We start from the raw sequence: 16,455 nt of genomic DNA on the forward strand, positions 1-16,455 counted from the left end.
ATGTCCCGACTCAATCCCCGGCAGCAAGAAGCCGTGAACTACGTCGGCGGCCCTCTATTGGTGCTCGCCGGTGCAGGCTCCGGCAAGACCAGCGTGATCACGCGCAAGATCGCGCACTTGATCCAGAACTGCGGCATCCGTGCCCAGTACATCGTCGCCATGACCTTTACCAACAAGGCTGCGCGGGAGATGAAGGAACGGGTCGGCACCCTGCTCAAGGGCGGCGAAGGTCGTGGCCTGACCGTGTGCACCTTCCACAACCTGGGCCTGAACATCATCCGCAAGGAACACGTGCGGCTGGGCTACAAGCCGGGCTTCTCGATCTTTGACGAGACTGACGTCAAAGCCTTGATGACCGACATCATGCAGAAGGAATACGCGGGCGACGACGGCGTCGACGAGATCAAGAACATGATCGGCTCGTGGAAGAACGACCTGATCCTGCCGCCCGAAGCCCTGGAAAACGCGCGTAATCCCAAGGAACAGACCGCCGCCATCGTCTACACCCACTACCAGCGCACGCTCAAGGCGTTCAACGCGGTGGACTTCGACGACCTGATCCTGCTGCCGGTAAAACTCTTCCAGGAACACGCCGACATCCTCGAAAAGTGGCAGAACAAGGTGCGCTACCTGCTGGTGGACGAATACCAGGACACCAACGCCAGCCAGTATTTGCTGGTGAAACTGCTGATCGGCACGCGCAACCAGTTCACCGTGGTCGGCGACGATGACCAGTCGATCTACGCCTGGCGCGGTGCCCGGCCGGAAAACCTGATGCTTTTGAAGGACGACTACCCGTCCCTGAAAGTGGTGATGCTGGAGCAAAACTACCGCTCCACCAGCCGCATCCTGCGCTGCGCCAACGTGCTGATCTCGAACAACCCCCACGAGTTTGAAAAACAACTGTGGAGCGAGATGGGCCACGGCGACGAGATCCGAGTGATCCGCTGCCGCAATGAAGACGCCGAAGCCGAGCGCGTGGCCGTCGAGTTGCTGACCCTGCACCTGCGCACCGACCGGCCGTACAGCGATTTCGCGATCCTCTATCGCGGCAACTACCAGGCCAAGCTGATCGAGCTGAAGCTGCAACACCATCAGATTCCTTACCGACTTTCCGGCGGCAACAGCTTTTTCGGACGTCAGGAAGTGAAAGACCTGATGGCCTACTTCCGCCTGATCGTGAACCCGGACGACGACAACGCCTTCCTGCGCGTGATCAACGTGCCGCGTCGGGAAATCGGTTCGACGACCCTGGAAAAACTCGGCAACTACGCCACCGAACGCAAGATCTCGATGTACGCCGCCACCGACGAAATCGGTCTGGGCGAGCATCTGGACACGCGCTTCACCGATCGCCTGTCGCGCTTCAAGCGCTTCATGGACAAGGTCCGCGAGCAGTGCGCCGGCGAAGACCCGATCTCGGCCCTGCGCAGCATGGTCATGGACATCGACTACGAGAACTGGCTGCGCACCAACAGCTCCAGCGACAAGGCCGCCGACTACCGCATGGGTAACGTCTGGTTCCTGATCGAGGCGTTGAAAAACACCCTGGAGAAAGACGAAGAAGGCGAGATGACCGTCGAAGACGCCATCGGCAAACTGGTTTTGCGCGACATGCTCGAACGTCAGCAGGAAGAGGAAGACGGCGCCGAAGGCGTGCAGATGATGACCTTGCACGCCTCCAAGGGCCTGGAATTTCCCTACGTGTTCATCATGGGCATGGAAGAGGAAATCCTCCCGCACCGCTCCAGCATCGAAGCCGACACCATCGAAGAAGAACGCCGACTGGCCTACGTCGGGATTACCCGGGCGCGTCAGACCCTGGCTTTCACCTTTGCCGCCAAGCGTAAGCAATACGGCGAGATCATCGACTGCGCACCGAGCCGCTTCCTCGATGAACTGCCGCCGGACGACCTGGCCTGGGAAGGCAACGACGACACGCCCGTTGAAGTCAAAGCCGTTCGCGGCAACACCGCATTGGCGGATATACGCGCGATGTTAAAGCGCTAGAATCGACTACTTTTTAACCAGCCCTGGACGCACAGGCGTCCGTAGAGGAAAGCTTCATGGAAGCACTGCACAAGAAAATTCGCGAAGAAGGCATCGTGCTTTCCGATCAGGTCCTGAAAGTCGACGCCTTTCTGAATCACCAGATCGACCCGGCCCTGATGAAGCTGATCGGCGACGAATTCGCCACGCTGTTCAAGGACTCGGGCATCACCAAGATCGTCACCATCGAAGCCTCGGGCATTGCCCCGGCGATCATGACTGGCCTGAATCTGGGCGTGCCGGTGATCTTCGCCCGCAAGCACCAGTCCCTGACCCTGACCGAAAACCTGCTGTCGGCGACCGTTTATTCGTTCACCAAGCAGACCGAAAGCACCGTGGCCATCTCCCCGCGCCACCTGACCAGCAGCGACCGCGTGCTGATCATCGATGACTTTTTGGCCAACGGTAAGGCGTCCCAGGCGCTGATCTCGATCATCAAACAGGCTGGCGCGACGGTCGCCGGTTTGGGGATCGTGATCGAGAAGTCGTTCCAGGGTGGGCGTGCGGAACTGGATGCGCAGGGTTATCGGGTTGAGTCGTTGGCTCGCGTTCAGTCGTTGGCTGGCGGTGTCGTGACCTTCATCGAGTAACCCCCGCAATGATCGTTCCCACGCTCCGCGTGGGAATGCAGCCCGGGACGCTCCGCGTCCCATCCAAGCCGAACGCGGAGCGTCCGAAGAGGCATTCCCACGCAGAGCGTGGGAACGATCAGCATGTCGTGCCAAATGTTGTAGTCGACATAACCCCTGTAGGAGCGAGGCTTGCCCGCGAAGGCGCCCTCACTGCTGGCCGGTGGCTTTCAGGCCGGTGAGCAGTAGCCGCTGAAACAAATCCTCTTTCAACCCGTCCGTGTCAGTCAGCTGCATCCGCTCCAAATGTTCCGGGTATTGCGATGCTTCAGGCGCATCCAGCGCAGCCTTGCCCAATTCCAGAATCTCGCTCAGCTTGAACTTGCTCTTCAACCAGTTCAGCGCCCGCAACACATCCCGCTCCACCTCGGTGAAATCACAGCCCAGCGGATACTCCGGAAATAAATTCGGATGCCGCGCCTGGATCGCCTGCAAACGCTGTGGATGGTTGTCGGCAAAGCGCGGATCGAGGCGGAAGTTCTTCGGCAACTTGCCAACGTTCTGCGCCTGTTCAATCAGCCCCGGCTGGAAGCGTGAATCGCTGATATTGAGCAACGCCTCGATCACCGCCGAATCGGTCTTGCCGCGCAAATCGGCGATGCCGTATTCAGTGACGACGATATCCCGCAGATGCCGGGGAATGGTGCAATGGCCGTACTCCCAGACAATGTTCGAACTGACCTCCCCGCCCGACTCACGCCAACTGCGCAGGATCAGCACCGAACGCGCGCCTTCCAGCGCATGGCCCTGGGCGACGAAGTTGTACTGCCCGCCGACGCCGCTGAGCACCCGCCCGTCTTCCAACTGATCCGCCACACCGGCGCCCATCAGAGTCATGGTGAACACGGTGTTGATGAACCGCGCATCCAGGCGCTGCAAACGCTTGAGCGCTTCCTGGCCGTAGAGTTCGTTGATGTAGCTGATGCGGGTCATGTTGAATTCGAGGCGCTTGCTTTGGGGCAACTCGCGCAGGCGCTCGTAGAAACTGCGCGGGCCGAGGAAGAAGCCGCCGTGCACCGAGATGCCGTCGGTTTGCGCCGCTTCGTCGAGGGTGCCGTCGTTGGCCTGTTGCTGGGTCGGCACGTCCGGGTAGACCTTGCGCCGGATGATGCCGGCGTCGCCCAGCACCAGCAAACCGTTGACGAACATCTCGCTGCAACCATAGAGCCCCTTGGCGAAAGGTTCGACGCCGCCCTCGCGCTCGATCAACTGCGCCCACTGGCTCAGGTTCAGGTCAGCCAGCAGCGCCTTGTACCCGGCGTTATCCGCCTGGCGCGCCAGCAATGCCGCGGTCAGCGCATCCCCCATGGAGCCGATGCCGATCTGCAAGGTGCCGCCATCGCGTACCAGCGTACTGGCGTGCAGGCCGATGAAGTGATCCTGGAAACCCACCGGCATGTTCGGCGTCGAGAACAGCGTGGTGTTGTCCTTCTCGTCGATCAGCAGGTCGAACGCGTCCATGCCGACTTCGGCATCACCGGGCATGTAGGGCAAATCGTTGTGCACCTGGCCCACCAGCAGGATCGTCTCCCCCGCCTCACGCCGTTTGGCGATCATCGGAAACAGGTCGAGGGTGATGTCCGGGTTGCAGCTCAGGCTCAGGCGATCGGGATGCTCGCTGTGGCTGGCCACCAGTTGCGCCACCAGGTTCAGCCCGGCAGCGTTGATGTCACGGGCGGCGTGGCTGTAGTTGCTGCTGACGTAATCCTGCTGGGCCTGGGCGCTGTGCAACAGGCTGCCGGGTTGCATGAAGAATTGCTGGACCTGGATGTTCGGCGGCAGGCTGTCTTTTTGCAGCGGCGCCAGAAACTCCAGCTCTGGATAATCGCCGAAGACCCGTTCAATGAAGGGTTCGAGGAAGCGCTTTTGCAGGCCATCGCCCAAGGAGGGCCGGCCGAGGCACAGGGCGGTGTAGATCGTCAGCCGCCGCTCGGGCAGTTGCGCGATACGCTGGTACAGCGCGTTGACGAAGTGATTGGGCTTGCCCAGACCCAGGGGCAGGCCCATGTGAATATGCGCCGGCAACCGCGCCAGTACGTCATCGACCGCCTGTTCGATAGAACACAACTGCACCATCTGATCCTCCCGCACGTTCCGTGAATTGGGGTTGGACCGAGCTTGCCGGGTCTTTGCTGCAAAGAATAGTCGCGCAGGCAAATCGCAGGCACAAAAAAGCCGCTCGCAAGCGGCTATTTCGCTGAAGATGGGGGCTTATTTCAGGCCGGACATCTTCTCGATTGCGCCCTTCAGCTCAGGATCGGAGCAGTCGGCGCAGGTGCCTTTTGGCGGCATGGAGTTGATGCCGGTGATGGCTTTGGCCAGCAGACCGTCAAGCCCGCCTTGTTCTTTGGCACGTTTGCCCCAGTCAGCCGCATCGCCGATTTTCGGCGCGCCCAACAGGCCAGTACCGTGGCAAGCGTTGCAATGTTTTGCAATCACTTCATCAGGGGTCTTGGCCCCGCCGCCGCCCGCCGAAGCCGCGACTTCCATCCCTTTGCACTCTTGACCCGTTACACAAACCTGACCCACAGGCTCAAGGCGTTTAGCAATATCGTCGTTCGTTGCAGCTTGTGCGCTCACAGCCCAAAGGGCCAATACAGTTGCTGGTGCAGCCAGCATTTTCATAATTAGGTTCACGCGTTCACCCTCAATGGTGGCTATTCACGCCCGCGGCCACGGTTCGCAGGCGGGCGCAAGTATAACGGCAAGCCCGCCACACTGAAACAACCCCAAAGTCGAAGGGGTCTTGTTGCGTGGCGTAAAACGGTTCAGGCGCCTTCGCAATGCTTACAGGACGCCTCTTTTTTAGAAGTTCGCCGGTGTGGCTGCGCTGATTAGTCGCGCCGGTGCGTCGAACGGATTCCGGAAACGGTGCGGCTTGGTACTTTCAAAGTAGTAGCTGTCGCCGGCTTCGAGCACAAAAGTTTCAGCGCCGACCACCAACTCCAGCCGCCCTTCCACCAGAATCCCGGTTTCCTCGCCCTCATGGGTGAGCATCTCGTCACCGGTGTCGGCGCCTGGCGGGTAGATTTCATTGAGGAACGCGATAGCCCGGCTCGGGTGCGCGCGGCCGACCAGCTTCATGGTCACGGCGCCATCGGAGATATCGATCAGCTCGTTGGCCTTGTAGACGATCTGGGTCGGTTTTTCCTGCAGGATTTCTTCGGAAAAGAACTCGACCATGGACATGGGAATCCCGCCCAACACTTTGCGCAGCGAACTGATCGAGGGGCTGACGCTGTTTTTCTCGATCATCGAAATGGTGCTGTTGGTGACGCCCGCGCGCTTGGCGAGCTCACGCTGCGAAAGACCTTTGAGCTTACGGATGGATTGCAGTCGTTCACCGACGTCCAATGCTGGAGCCTCCAGGGATTCAGGTTGTAAGGATATTGAGCGTTATCATGGCGACAGCGTTCAGTATTTACAACACTTTGGCCTGAATCCCATTCGGCGAGGCGACTTCCGACGCGCGTCGTTTCGTCTCAAGCCCCGGAATAGAGCAGCGGCACCCGGCGCAGGTTGCAGAAGATCTGGTACGGAATCGTGTCGGCGGCCATGGCCACTTCGCTGGCCAGGATGTTTTTGCCCCACAACTCGACGGTCGAACCGAGCCCGGCTTGCGGCACATCGGTCAGGTCGATGCAGAGCATGTCCATCGACACCCGGCCCAGCAACTGGCTGCGTTGCCCGGCGACCAGCACCGGCGTACCGGTCGGCGCATGACGCGGGTAGCCGTCGGCATAACCCATGGCGACCACGCCAATGCGCATCGGCTTCTGGGTGATGAATTTGGCGCCATAGCCAACCGGCTCGCCGGCCGGCAGTTCGCGCACGCAGATCACTTTCGATTCCAGTGCCATCACCGGTTGCAGGCGCGAGGCCACGGCGTTGGCTTCTTCAAAAGGAGTGGCGCCGTAGAGCATGATGCCCGGACGTACCCAATCGCTGGGGATCTGCGGCCAACCGAGCACCGCCGGCGAGTTGCGCAGGCTGACCTCGGCGGACAAGCCCTGGCGCGCCGCCTCGAACACCGCAACCTGCTCGGCACTGGCCTGCTCATGCAGCTCATCGGCCCGGGCGAAGTGGCTCATCAAGACGATTTTTGCCACTTTGCCGCTCGCCAGGAGCCGTTGATAACCCGACTGGAAATCCTTTGGATGCAGACCGACCCGGTGCATGCCGGAATCGAGTTTGAGCCAGACCGTGATCGGTTTGCTCAGCACGGCTTTCTCGATCGCTTCGAGTTGCCACAGCGAATGCACCACACACCAGAAGTCGTGCTCGACAATCAGCGACAGCTCATCGGCTTCGAAAAAACCTTCCAGCAACAACACCGGCGCCTTGATACCGGCGGCGCGCAGCTCCAAGGCTTCTTCGATGCACGCCACGGCAAAGCCGTCCGCCTCGGCTTCCAGCGCCTGGGCGCAACGCACCGCGCCATGGCCGTAGGCATCGGCCTTGATCACCGCGAGGGCTTTGGCCCCCGGCGTGAGTTCACGGGCGATCTGGTAGTTGTGACGCAGGGCTTGAAGGTCGATCAGGGCACGGGCAGGACGCATGGCGGCAGACTTCTAGGCGGTCATGGGAATAAAAACCGGCGCTGGCTGACGGCGTGAACCGCCAACAGCACCGGGAGAGGGATCGTTACAACCGGTTAAGGCAGTGCGGCAACCACTGACAGCTCAACCAGGATTTGCGGTTCGCACAGCTTCGACTCAACCGTGGCACGGGTCGGGGCGGCGCCTTTTGGCAGCCACTTGTCCCATACCGAATTCATGCCGGCGAAATCGGCGTTGATGTCTTTCAGGTAAATCGTCACCGACAGTATGTGGTTCTTGTCGGTGCCGGCCAGGTCGAGCAACCGCTCGATGTTGGCCAGGGTTTCACGGGTCTGCTGTTCAATCCCGGCGCTCATGTCATCGCCGACCTGCCCTGCCAGGTACACCGTACCGTTGTGGGCGACGATCTGACTCATGCGTTCATTGGTGAGCTGGCGCTGGATTGCCATGCTTTGCGGACTCCTTGATTTTGCTGCCATAACGGGAAATATCGAGGCCTTCGGCGCTGATCTGCGGCGTTTTCTTCGCCATCAGGTCAGCCAGCAAACGACCGGAACCACAAGCCATGGTCCAACCGAGGGTGCCGTGGCCGGTGTTCAGGAACAAGTTGCTGAACGGGGTGGCGCCAACGATCGGTGTGCCGTCCGGGGTGGTCGGACGCAGGCCGGTCCAGAAACTCGCCTGGGCCAGGTCGCCGCCCTGAGGATAGAGGTCGTTGACGATCATCTCCAGGGTTTCGCGCCGACGCGGGTTAAGCGACAGGTCAAAACCGGCGATTTCCGCCATGCCGCCCACGCGGATGCGGTTGTCGAAACGGGTGATCGCGACCTTGTAGGTCTCGTCGAGAATAGTCGAGGTCGGGGCCATTGCCGGGTTGGTGATCGGCACCGTCAGGGAGTAACCCTTGAGCGGATACACCGGGGCCTTGATGCCCAGCGGCTTGAGCAGTTGCGGCGAGTAGCTGCCGAGGGCGAGGACGTAGCGGTCAGCGGTTTCCAGCTTGCCGTCGATCCACACGCCATTCACGCGATCACCAGCGTGGTCGAGGCGCTGGATGTCCTGGCCGTAGCGGAACTCCACACCCAGCTTCACGGCCATTTCGGCCAGGCGGGTGGTGAAAATCTGGCAGTCGCCGGTCTGGTCGTTCGGCAGGCGCAGGGCACCGGCGAGGATGTCGGTGACAGCCGCCAGGGCCGGTTCAACCCGGGCAATGCCGGCGCGGTCGAGCAGTTCGAACGGCACGCCGGACTCTTTGAGCACGGCGATGTCTTTCGCGGCGCCGTCGAGCTGAGCCTGGGTGCGGAACAGTTGCGTAGTCCCCAGGCTGCGGCCTTCGTAGGCAATGCCGGTTTCGGCGCGCAACTCGTCGAGGCAGTCACGGCTGTACTCGGACAGACGCACCATGCGCTCCTTGTTCACCGCATAACGGTTGGCGGTGCAGTTGCGCAGCATCTGCGCCATCCACAGGTATTGGTCGATGTCGGCAGTCGCCTTGATCGCCAGCGGCGCGTGGCGCTGCAGCAGCCACTTGATGGCCTTGAGCGGCACACCCGGCGCGGCCCACGGCGAGGCATAACCCGGCGAGACCTGCCCGGCGTTGGCGAAACTGGTCTCCATGGCAGCGGCCGGCTGCCGGTCCACCACCACCACTTCAAATCCGGCACGGGCCAGATAGTAAGCACTGGCGGTACCGATGACGCCGCTACCCAAGACCATAACGCGCATTTTTGTATCCCTCATCGCGGCTTACCGCTGACGTGTGTTGTGCAGACCGAAGATGTGGGCAGTTTAAAAAAGATTAGCCAGTGCATTTCACTATATAAGTGCCTATATTTGGCGACAATTCTCGGCAAAAACCCTTTTCACGGAGGCGCATCCCCTATGCGTACCAACACTCAGACCAAACGTGAGCTGGACAAGATCGACCGCAACATCCTGCGGATCCTGCAAGCGGACGGGCGCATCTCCTTCACCGAGCTGGGGGAAAAGGTCGGCCTGTCGACCACGCCCTGCACCGAGCGGGTCCGTCGGCTGGAGCGCGAAGGAATCATCATGGGCTACAACGCCCGGCTCAATCCGCAGCACCTCAAGGGTAGCCTGCTGGTGTTTGTCGAGATCAGTCTCGACTACAAATCCGGCGACACTTTCGAAGAGTTCCGACGCGCCGTGCTGAAACTGCCCCACGTGCTGGAGTGCCATTTGGTGTCAGGGGACTTTGATTATCTGGTGAAGGCGCGGATTTCCGAGATGGCGTCGTACCGCAAATTGCTGGGCGATATCTTGCTCAAGCTGCCGCATGTGCGCGAGTCAAAGAGCTATATCGTGATGGAAGAGGTGAAAGAGAGTTTGTGTTTGCCGATTCCGGATTGACCTCACGCCGATCGTTCCCACGCTCTGCGTGGGAATGCCTCAACGGACGCTCCGCGTTCGGCTCTTGGGACGCAGAGCGTCCCGGGCTGCATTCCCACGCGGAGCGTGGGAACGATCACACGAGGACCTGCCGCGTCGAAGCCATGTACTCATGAATCTGCTTCTCCACCCGCGGATGAATCAGCTCCACCGGCCCGCGCCCGTTGGGGCATGGCAAGGTCTTGGTGGTGCCGAACAGCCGGCAGATCAGCGGCCGCTCGTCATACACGGTGCAGCCGTCGGGCCCCAGGTGGACGCAATTGAGCTCATCCATCGCCGCATCCTGCTCGGCGCGGGTCTTTCGCGGCAGGCGGGACATTTCTTCCGGTGAGGTGGTGACCGGCCCGCAGCAGTCATGGCAGCCCGGCACGCACTCGAACGAGGGGATTTGCTGGCGCAGGGTGCGAATCTTCTGACTGTTGCAGCTCATCGAAGTGGTGACCAAAAGCGGAATAGAGCGCGATTCTGACGCATCCGGCCCGATCCATACAGCCGCAACTGACCAGTGTTGCCCGCGTCGGAAGGTCCGGCTTATGCTCCGTCAACTTTTTCAAACACACGCATCAGGAATCCACGCATGAATGCCCCTGCCCGGCACACCGCCTCTTATTACGCCGCCAGCAGCCTGCCGCAGCCCGATCATCCGGCGCTGCAGGGCGAGTTGACGGCGGATGTGTGCGTGGTCGGCGGCGGGTTTTCCGGGTTGAACACCGCACTGGAACTGGCGGAACGCGGCTTCAGCGTGGTGTTGCTGGAAGCCCACAAGATTGGCTGGGGCGCGAGCGGGCGCAACGGCGGGCAATTGATTCGCGGGGTCGGCCATGGCCTCGATCAGTTCGCCCATGTCATCGGTGTCGACGGCGTGCGTCAGATGAAACTCATGGGCCTGGAAGCGGTGGAAATCGTCCGACAGCGGGTCGAGCGTTTTCAGATTCCCTGCGACCTGACCTGGGGTTATTGCGATCTGGCCAACAAACCCCGGGATCTTGAAGGCTTCGCCGAGGAGGCCGAAGAACTGCGCGGCCTCGGTTATCGCTATGAAACCCGACTGTTGCAAGCCAATGAAATGCATTCGGTAGTCGGCTCCGATCGTTATGCTGGCGGCTTGATTGATATGGGCTCCGGGCATCTGCACCCGCTGAATCTGGCGCTGGGCGAAGCGGCCGCCGCGCAGCAATTGGGCGCCAAGCTGTTTGAACAGTCGGCGGTTACCCGAATCGAGTACGGCACCGAAGTGAAGGTCCACACCGCCCAAGGCTCCGTCCGCGCCAAAACTCTGGTGCTGGGCTGCAACGCCTACCTCAACGACCTCAACCCCGAACTCAGCGGCAAAGTGCTGCCCGCCGGCAGCTACATCATCGCCACCGAGCCGTTGAACGAAGAGCAGGCGCACGCCTTGCTGCCGCAGAACATGGCGGTGTGTGATCAACGGGTAGCGCTGGATTACTACCGGCTCTCGGCGGATCGGCGCTTGCTGTTCGGCGGTGCCTGCCATTACTCGGGTCGGGACCCGAAAGACATCGCCGCTTATATGCGGCCGAAGATGCTGGACGTATTCCCGCAATTGGCCGAGGTGAAGATCGACTATCAATGGGGCGGCATGATCGGCATCGGCGCCAACCGACTGCCGCAGATCGGCCGGCTCAAGGACCAGCCGAACGTCTATTACGCCCAGGCCTATTCCGGTCACGGGGTGAATGCCACGCACCTGGCGGGCAAGTTGCTGGCTGAAGCCATCAGCGGCCAACACAGCGGAGGGTTCGATCTGTTTGCCCAGGTGCCGCACATCACCTTCCTGGGCGGCAGGCATTTGCGTTCGCCGTTGTTGGCGTTGGGGATGTTGTGGCATCGGATGAAAGAGTTGGTCTGATAGCTCTTTAGCGTCTGTAAGGGCGCCTTCGCGGGCAAGCCTCGCTCCTACAGGTTACGCGTCGTTCGTTGGATCAACGCTAAACCGCAGGAGCGAGGCTTGCCCGCGAATGGATCGAAAGATTGACACAAGACTCAGATCCGCCAGAACGGCTTAAGCCCCTCCGCCAATGCCTGCTCCCGACTCAACCCAACATCCCGCAACTGCTCCGGGGTCAGGCTCAGCAACGCCTTGCGCGTGTGCAGACGATGCCAGAACAGACCCCAGCGCCCCAGGCAGGACGGCGCGTTGCGCATTTGCGCCTCACGGGTGCCGTGGTTCTGCCCTGCCGCCAGTTCCTGACTGTGTAACGTCAGCCGCACATCGCTCAAGCCGTTCATGTTGATCGCTCCTGTTTACTTGGGTAGCCAGAGGTTTCATCATGCGCGGACGGCGAAAAGCATTACAGATTCAAAGCCGCTGTATTATTTCCATACAGATTGACCACTTAAACCTCTGAATTACGTATTTTTGCCCCATCTGTACTGGTTAACCGAATCACCCGCATCGAGGCAGTGTCATGACCCTTTACGTCAATCTCGCCGAATTGCTCGGCACACGTATCGAACAGGGCTTCTATCGTCCCGGCGACCGGCTACCGTCGGTGCGGGCGTTGAGTGTCGAGCACGGGGTCAGCCTGAGCACGGTGCAGCAGGCGTATCGGGTGCTGGAAGACAGCGGGCTGGCGACGCCGAAACCCAAATCCGGGTACTTTGTGCCGGTCAGTCGCGAGCTGCCGGAACTGCCTGCCGTCGGCCGTCCGGCGCAACGTCCGGTGGATATTTCCCAGTGGGACCAGGTGCTGGAGCTGATCCGCGCCGTGCCGCGCAAAGACGTGGTGCAACTCGGTCGCGGCATGCCGGACATCACCACGCCAACCATGAAACCGTTGCTACGCGGGCTGGCGCAGATCAGCCGTCGCCAGGACATGCCCGGCCTGTATTACGACAACATCCACGGCAACCTCGACCTGCGCGAACAGATCGCCCGGCTAATGCTCGATTCCGGTTGCCAACTGAGCGCCGCCGACCTGGTGGTCACCACCGGTTGCCACGAAGCGCTGTCCACCAGCATCCGCTCCATCTGCTCACCTGGTGACATCGTCGCCGTGGATTCGCCGAGCTTCCACGGCGCCATGCAGACCCTCAAGGGCCTGGGCATGAAGGCCCTGGAAATCCCCACCGACCCGATCACCGGCATCAGCCTCGATGCGCTGGAACTGGCCCTGGAACAATGGCCGATCAAGGCCATACAGTTGACCCCCAACTGCAACAACCCCTTGGGCTACATCATGCCGGAGGCGCGTAAACGCGCATTGTTGAACCTGGCACAGCGCTTCGACGTGGCGATCATCGAGGACGATGTGTATGGCGAACTGGCCTACACCTACCCGCGTCCCCGCACGATCAAATCCTTCGATGAAGACGGCCGCGTGCTGCTGTGCAGTTCGTTTTCCAAGACGTTGGCGCCGGGGCTGCGCATCGGTTGGGTCGCACCGGGCCGGTATCTGGAACGGGTGCTGCACATGAAATACATCAGCACCGGCTCCACCGCGCCACAAGCGCAGATCGCCATCGCCGATTTCCTCAAGGCCGGGCACTTCGAACCACATTTGCGGCGGATGCGCACCCAATACCAGCGCAATCGCGACATGATGATCGATTGGGTCACGCGCTACTTCCCCGCCGGCACCCGGGCCAGTCGTCCCCAGGGCAGCTTCATGCTGTGGGTCGAACTGCCGGAAGGCTTCGATACCCTGAAACTGAATCGTGCGCTGCACGACCAGGGCGTACAGATTGCCGTCGGCAGCATCTTTTCGGCTTCGGGCAAATATCGTAATTGCCTGCGGATGAACTACGCTGCCAAGCCAACAGCGCAGATCGAAGACGCCGTGCGCAAGGTGGGCGCGGCGGCGATCAAACTGCTTGCGGAAACTGATTGCCTCAACGACTGACCTTTATCCGAAAACCCGCGTCCATATGCCGACCCTAGCCAATCGGAACGACCCCACGTGAGCCTCAGACAGCCCCTACTCGCTCTGCTGTTACTCGCCTCGTTCCTCAGCGGTTGCGCCAGCCTCGACGTGCCCCGCGAACCGAGCCAGGCATTGCCCGCAGCCGACTCAAGCTTCGGCCGTTCAATCCAGGCCCAGGCCGCGCCGCATCAGGGGCAATCCGGCTTTCGCCTGCTGTCCAACAGCACCGAAGCTTTCATGGCCCGGGCCGAGTTGATCCGCAACGCCCAGACCAGCCTCGACTTGCAGTACTACATCGTCCACGACGGCATCAGCACGCGCATGCTGGTGGAAGAATTGCTCAAGGCCGCCGATCGCGGTGTGCGGGTGCGGATCCTGCTCGATGACACCACCAGCGATGGCCTCGACCAGATTATCGCGACCCTGGCGGCCCATCCGCAGATCCAGATCCGCCTGTTCAACCCGCTGCACCTGGGGCGCAGCACGGGCGTGACGCGGACCATGGGCCGTTTGTTCGACTTGTCGCTGCAACACCGGCGCATGCATAACAAGCTGTGGCTGGCGGACAACAGCGCGGCCATCGTCGGCGGGCGCAACCTGGGCGACGAGTATTTCGATGCCGAGCCCAACCTGAACTTCACCGACATCGACATGCTCAGCGTCGGGCCGGTGGCCGAGCAGCTCGGGCACAGCTTCGATCAGTACTGGAACAGCGCCCTGAGCAAGCCGATCGACGAATTCCTCTCCAGCAAACCGACGCTCAAGGACCTGAAAAACACCCGCACGCGCCTGGAAGAATCCCTGGAAGAAACCCGCAAGCAGAACCACGCTCTGTATCAACAACTGATGGTCTACGACAAATACCCACGCCTGGACATCTGGCGCCGGGAGCTGATCTGGGCCTGGAATCAGGCGCTGTGGGACGCGCCGAGCAAAGTCCTGTCCAAGGGCGAGCCCGACCCGCAGTTGCTGCTGACCACGCAATTGGCGCCGGAACTGCGCGGCGTGAGCAAAGAGCTGATCATGATTTCCGCCTACTTCGTGCCCGGCCAACCGGGGCTGGTGTACCTGACCGGGCGCTCCGACGCCGGGGTCTCGGTGAGCCTGCTGACCAACGCGCTGGAAGCCACCGACGTACCGGCGGTGCACGGTGGTTACGCGCCGTATCGCAAGGCCTTGCTGGAGCATGGCGTGAAGCTGTTCGAACTGCGTCGCCAGCCTGGCGCCGGCAGCGGCAGTGGTCCGCATCTGTTCCGGCGTTCGGCCTATCAGGGCTCGGATTCGAGCCTGCACAGCAAGGCGATGATCTTCGATCAACAGAAATCGTTTATCGGCTCATTCAATTTCGACCCGCGCTCGGTGCTGTGGAACACCGAAGTCGGCGTGCTGGTGGACAGCCCGGAGCTGGCCGCGCATGTGCGTGAATTGGCGCTGCAAGGCATGGCGCCGCCGTTGAGTTATGAGGCGAAACTGGAGAAGGGGCAGATCGTTTGGGTGACCGAGGACAACGGCAAGTTGCACACCCTGACCAAGGAACCGGGAAGTCTGTGGCGCCGGTTTAATGCGTGGTTCAGCACCACCGTCGGCCTGGAGCGGATGTTGTAGTCAAGGTTTACTGATCAATTGTGGCGAGGGGGCTTGCCCACGCTGGGCGGCGAAGCAGCCCCAAAGTTGACGACACGAATCTACCCGTTATGTCGCGTTGGATGGTTTTACGACTGCTGCACAGCCGAACGGGGGCAAGCCCCCTCGCCACACAAGCTCGCTTCCACAGGTTTTAAGCGGGCTCGGCCACCGCGCCAAACGCCCCTTGGCGCATCAGCAAAACCACCAACCCTAACGCCCCCACCGCCATTAGCAACGGCAACGCATGCCCGCTGATCCACTGGCTCCCCGCCCCGGCCGCCAAGGGGCCGATCAGGCACCCGATTCCCCACAACTGCGCGATATGGGCATTGGCCCGCACCAGCGCATCGTCGCGATAACGCTCGCCGATCAGGATCAGCGACAGGGTGAACAATCCACCGGCACTGGCGCCGAACAACACCCACAGCGGCCAGATCAGCAACGTATCGATCAGCAGCGGAATCGCCAGGCTGGACAGCAGCAAGACTACCGCGCAGCCCGTGAACAGACTGCGCCGGGACAACCGATCCGCCAGCGCACCGATGGGAAGCTGCAGCAAGGCATCGCCGACCACCACGGTACTGACCATGGCCAGGGCGATTTCCGCAGTGAAGCCCTGGCGCAGGCAATACACCGGCAACAAGGTCAGGATCATCGCTTCAAACGCGGCGAACAGCGACACCGCCCAGGCAATCGCCGGCAACCCCCGGCAGAAGGTCCACAAATCGCCGAAGGTCACGCTGCTGGCTTCACTGCTCGGTGCGCCGCTGCGGCCCAACAGCAGCAACGGTGCCGTCAGCAATAACCCGACACCGACCCAGAAGCCGTAATCGTGTTCCGTGCCAAGAGCCCCCAGCAGCAACGGCCCGCCCAGTTGGCTCAACGCATAGCTGCTGCCATACAACGCCACCAGGCGCCCGCGCCACTTTTCGATCACCAGTTGGTTGATCCAGCTTTCACCGAGGATAAAGACCAGGGTCAGAATCACCCCGATCATCAGGCGCAACACCAGCCAGATCGGATAACTCGGCAACAGCGCCAGCAATCCGATGGACACCGCCCCGGCCCACAGGCACAGACGCATCAGATTAGCGGTGCCAAGACGCGCGGCCAGGTGACTGGAGATCTTCGCCCCCAGCAGCACGCCAATGGCCGGCATCGCCGCCATCACGCCGATGGCAAACGAACCGTAACCCCAGCTTTCCAGGCGAAACGACACCAGCGGCATGCTGACGCCAAGGGCCAGGCCGACACTCAAGACCGACGCCAACACGGCGAAATAAGTCGCCCAACGCATGT

15 protein-coding genes are annotated in these 16,455 nt (G+C 61.3%); 6 read left to right on the forward strand and 9 right to left on the reverse strand.

Annotated elements, in window-relative coordinates:
- Positions 1–2,010 carry a DNA helicase Rep gene (gene rep, locus ACY4LX_RS00005; RefSeq protein ID WP_092276241.1) on the forward strand — a complete coding sequence of 670 codons (2,010 nt, stop codon included), beginning with the start codon at positions 1–3 and terminating at the stop codon, positions 2,008–2,010.
- 56 nt (positions 2,011–2,066) lie between these two features.
- Complete coding sequence (locus tag ACY4LX_RS00010; protein ID WP_020799401.1) at positions 2,067–2,639, forward strand: xanthine phosphoribosyltransferase; 573 nt, start codon at positions 2,067–2,069, stop codon at positions 2,637–2,639.
- A 189-nt stretch (positions 2,640–2,828) separates the two neighbouring features.
- On the opposite strand, the gene ACY4LX_RS00015 is transcribed toward ACY4LX_RS00010, so the two are convergent.
- From ACY4LX_RS00015 to dadA, 6 genes are all read right to left on the reverse strand, one after another.
- Positions 2,829–4,754, reverse strand: coding sequence for an acetyl-CoA hydrolase/transferase C-terminal domain-containing protein (locus tag ACY4LX_RS00015; protein ID WP_463258847.1), 1,926 nt, complete (start codon positions 4,752–4,754; stop codon positions 2,829–2,831).
- 135 nt (positions 4,755–4,889) lie between these two features.
- The gene (locus ACY4LX_RS00020; RefSeq protein ID WP_463258848.1) at positions 4,890–5,303 is read right to left on the reverse strand and encodes a c-type cytochrome; all 414 of its coding nucleotides are present in this window, start codon (positions 5,301–5,303) and stop codon (positions 4,890–4,892) included.
- 180 nt (positions 5,304–5,483) lie between these two features.
- Complete coding sequence (locus tag ACY4LX_RS00025) at positions 5,484–6,032, reverse strand: cupin domain-containing protein (protein ID WP_047226150.1); 549 nt, start codon at positions 6,030–6,032, stop codon at positions 5,484–5,486.
- Positions 6,033–6,160: 128 nt separating this feature from the next.
- Positions 6,161–7,237, reverse strand: coding sequence for an alanine racemase (gene alr / locus ACY4LX_RS00030; RefSeq protein ID WP_463258849.1), 1,077 nt, complete (start codon positions 7,235–7,237; stop codon positions 6,161–6,163).
- A 95-nt stretch (positions 7,238–7,332) separates the two neighbouring features.
- Positions 7,333–7,686 (reverse strand): RidA family protein, encoded by a 354-nt coding sequence (locus ACY4LX_RS00035; RefSeq protein WP_463258850.1) that lies wholly within the window; start codon positions 7,684–7,686, stop codon positions 7,333–7,335.
- The gene (gene dadA / locus ACY4LX_RS00040) at positions 7,658–8,962 is read right to left on the reverse strand and encodes a D-amino acid dehydrogenase (RefSeq protein ID WP_463258851.1); all 1,305 of its coding nucleotides are present in this window, start codon (positions 8,960–8,962) and stop codon (positions 7,658–7,660) included. Before dadA ends, ACY4LX_RS00035 begins: the two co-directional genes overlap by 29 nt.
- A 156-nt stretch (positions 8,963–9,118) precedes the next feature.
- On the opposite strand from dadA, the gene ACY4LX_RS00045 reads away from it, so the two are divergent.
- Positions 9,119–9,607 carry an Lrp/AsnC ligand binding domain-containing protein gene (locus ACY4LX_RS00045; protein WP_010465173.1) on the forward strand — a complete coding sequence of 163 codons (489 nt, stop codon included), beginning with the start codon at positions 9,119–9,121 and terminating at the stop codon, positions 9,605–9,607.
- 115 nt (positions 9,608–9,722) lie between these two features.
- Here ACY4LX_RS00045 and ACY4LX_RS00050 read toward each other — a convergent pair whose 3' ends face one another.
- On the reverse strand, positions 9,723–10,076 hold the full coding sequence (locus ACY4LX_RS00050) for a YkgJ family cysteine cluster protein (RefSeq protein ID WP_064680422.1): 354 nt from the start codon (positions 10,074–10,076) through the stop codon (positions 9,723–9,725).
- 147 nt (positions 10,077–10,223) lie between these two features.
- Between ACY4LX_RS00050 and ACY4LX_RS00055 the strand changes: the two genes are divergently transcribed.
- Entirely contained in the window at positions 10,224–11,516 is a 1,293-nt protein-coding gene (locus tag ACY4LX_RS00055) for an NAD(P)/FAD-dependent oxidoreductase (RefSeq protein WP_463258852.1), read from the forward strand.
- A gap of 134 nt (positions 11,517–11,650) precedes the next feature.
- Here the strand turns inward: ACY4LX_RS00055 and ACY4LX_RS00060 are convergent, their stop codons facing one another.
- Entirely contained in the window at positions 11,651–11,896 is a 246-nt protein-coding gene (locus tag ACY4LX_RS00060) for a DUF1127 domain-containing protein (RefSeq protein WP_149659489.1), read from the reverse strand.
- 179 nt (positions 11,897–12,075) lie between these two features.
- On the opposite strand from ACY4LX_RS00060, the gene ACY4LX_RS00065 reads away from it, so the two are divergent.
- Positions 12,076–13,509 (forward strand): aminotransferase-like domain-containing protein, encoded by a 1,434-nt coding sequence (locus ACY4LX_RS00065; RefSeq protein WP_463258853.1) that lies wholly within the window; start codon positions 12,076–12,078, stop codon positions 13,507–13,509.
- A gap of 57 nt (positions 13,510–13,566) precedes the next feature.
- The gene (locus ACY4LX_RS00070; protein ID WP_463258854.1) at positions 13,567–15,135 is read left to right on the forward strand and encodes a phospholipase D family protein; all 1,569 of its coding nucleotides are present in this window, start codon (positions 13,567–13,569) and stop codon (positions 15,133–15,135) included.
- Positions 15,136–15,307: 172 nt separating this feature from the next.
- Here ACY4LX_RS00070 and ACY4LX_RS00075 read toward each other — a convergent pair whose 3' ends face one another.
- Positions 15,308–16,453: an MFS transporter gene (locus ACY4LX_RS00075; RefSeq protein ID WP_149659486.1), complete on the reverse strand. Its 1,146-nt coding sequence runs from the start codon at positions 16,451–16,453 to the stop codon at positions 15,308–15,310.
- Positions 16,454–16,455 lie beyond the last annotated feature (2 nt).

It is taken from the genome of Pseudomonas sp. Emmai (genome assembly GCF_055179735.1).

Bases quoted from the DNA above. Each gene is read 5' to 3' on its own strand.
- ACY4LX_RS00045 (WP_010465173.1), top strand. From the start codon at position 9,119: ATGCGTACCAACACTCAGACCAAACGTGAGCTGGACAAGATCGACCGC.
- ACY4LX_RS00010 (WP_020799401.1), top strand. From the start codon at position 2,067: ATGGAAGCACTGCACAAGAAAATTCGCGAAGAAGGCATCGTGCTTTCC.
- ACY4LX_RS00060 (WP_149659489.1), bottom strand. From the start codon at position 11,896: ATGAACGGCTTGAGCGATGTGCGGCTGACGTTACACAGTCAGGAACTG.
- ACY4LX_RS00065 (WP_463258853.1), top strand. From the start codon at position 12,076: ATGACCCTTTACGTCAATCTCGCCGAATTGCTCGGCACACGTATCGAA.
- ACY4LX_RS00015 (WP_463258847.1), bottom strand. From the start codon at position 4,754: ATGGTGCAGTTGTGTTCTATCGAACAGGCGGTCGATGACGTACTGGCG.
- ACY4LX_RS00050 (WP_064680422.1), bottom strand. From the start codon at position 10,076: ATGAGCTGCAACAGTCAGAAGATTCGCACCCTGCGCCAGCAAATCCCC.
- ACY4LX_RS00075 (WP_149659486.1), bottom strand. From the start codon at position 16,453: ATGCGTTGGGCGACTTATTTCGCCGTGTTGGCGTCGGTCTTGAGTGTC.
- rep (WP_092276241.1), top strand. From the start codon at position 1: ATGTCCCGACTCAATCCCCGGCAGCAAGAAGCCGTGAACTACGTCGGC.
- dadA (WP_463258851.1), bottom strand. From the start codon at position 8,962: ATGCGCGTTATGGTCTTGGGTAGCGGCGTCATCGGTACCGCCAGTGCT.
- alr (WP_463258849.1), bottom strand. From the start codon at position 7,237: ATGCGTCCTGCCCGTGCCCTGATCGACCTTCAAGCCCTGCGTCACAAC.
- ACY4LX_RS00020 (WP_463258848.1), bottom strand. From the start codon at position 5,303: ATGAAAATGCTGGCTGCACCAGCAACTGTATTGGCCCTTTGGGCTGTG.
- ACY4LX_RS00055 (WP_463258852.1), top strand. From the start codon at position 10,224: ATGAATGCCCCTGCCCGGCACACCGCCTCTTATTACGCCGCCAGCAGC.
- ACY4LX_RS00035 (WP_463258850.1), bottom strand. From the start codon at position 7,686: ATGGCAATCCAGCGCCAGCTCACCAATGAACGCATGAGTCAGATCGTC.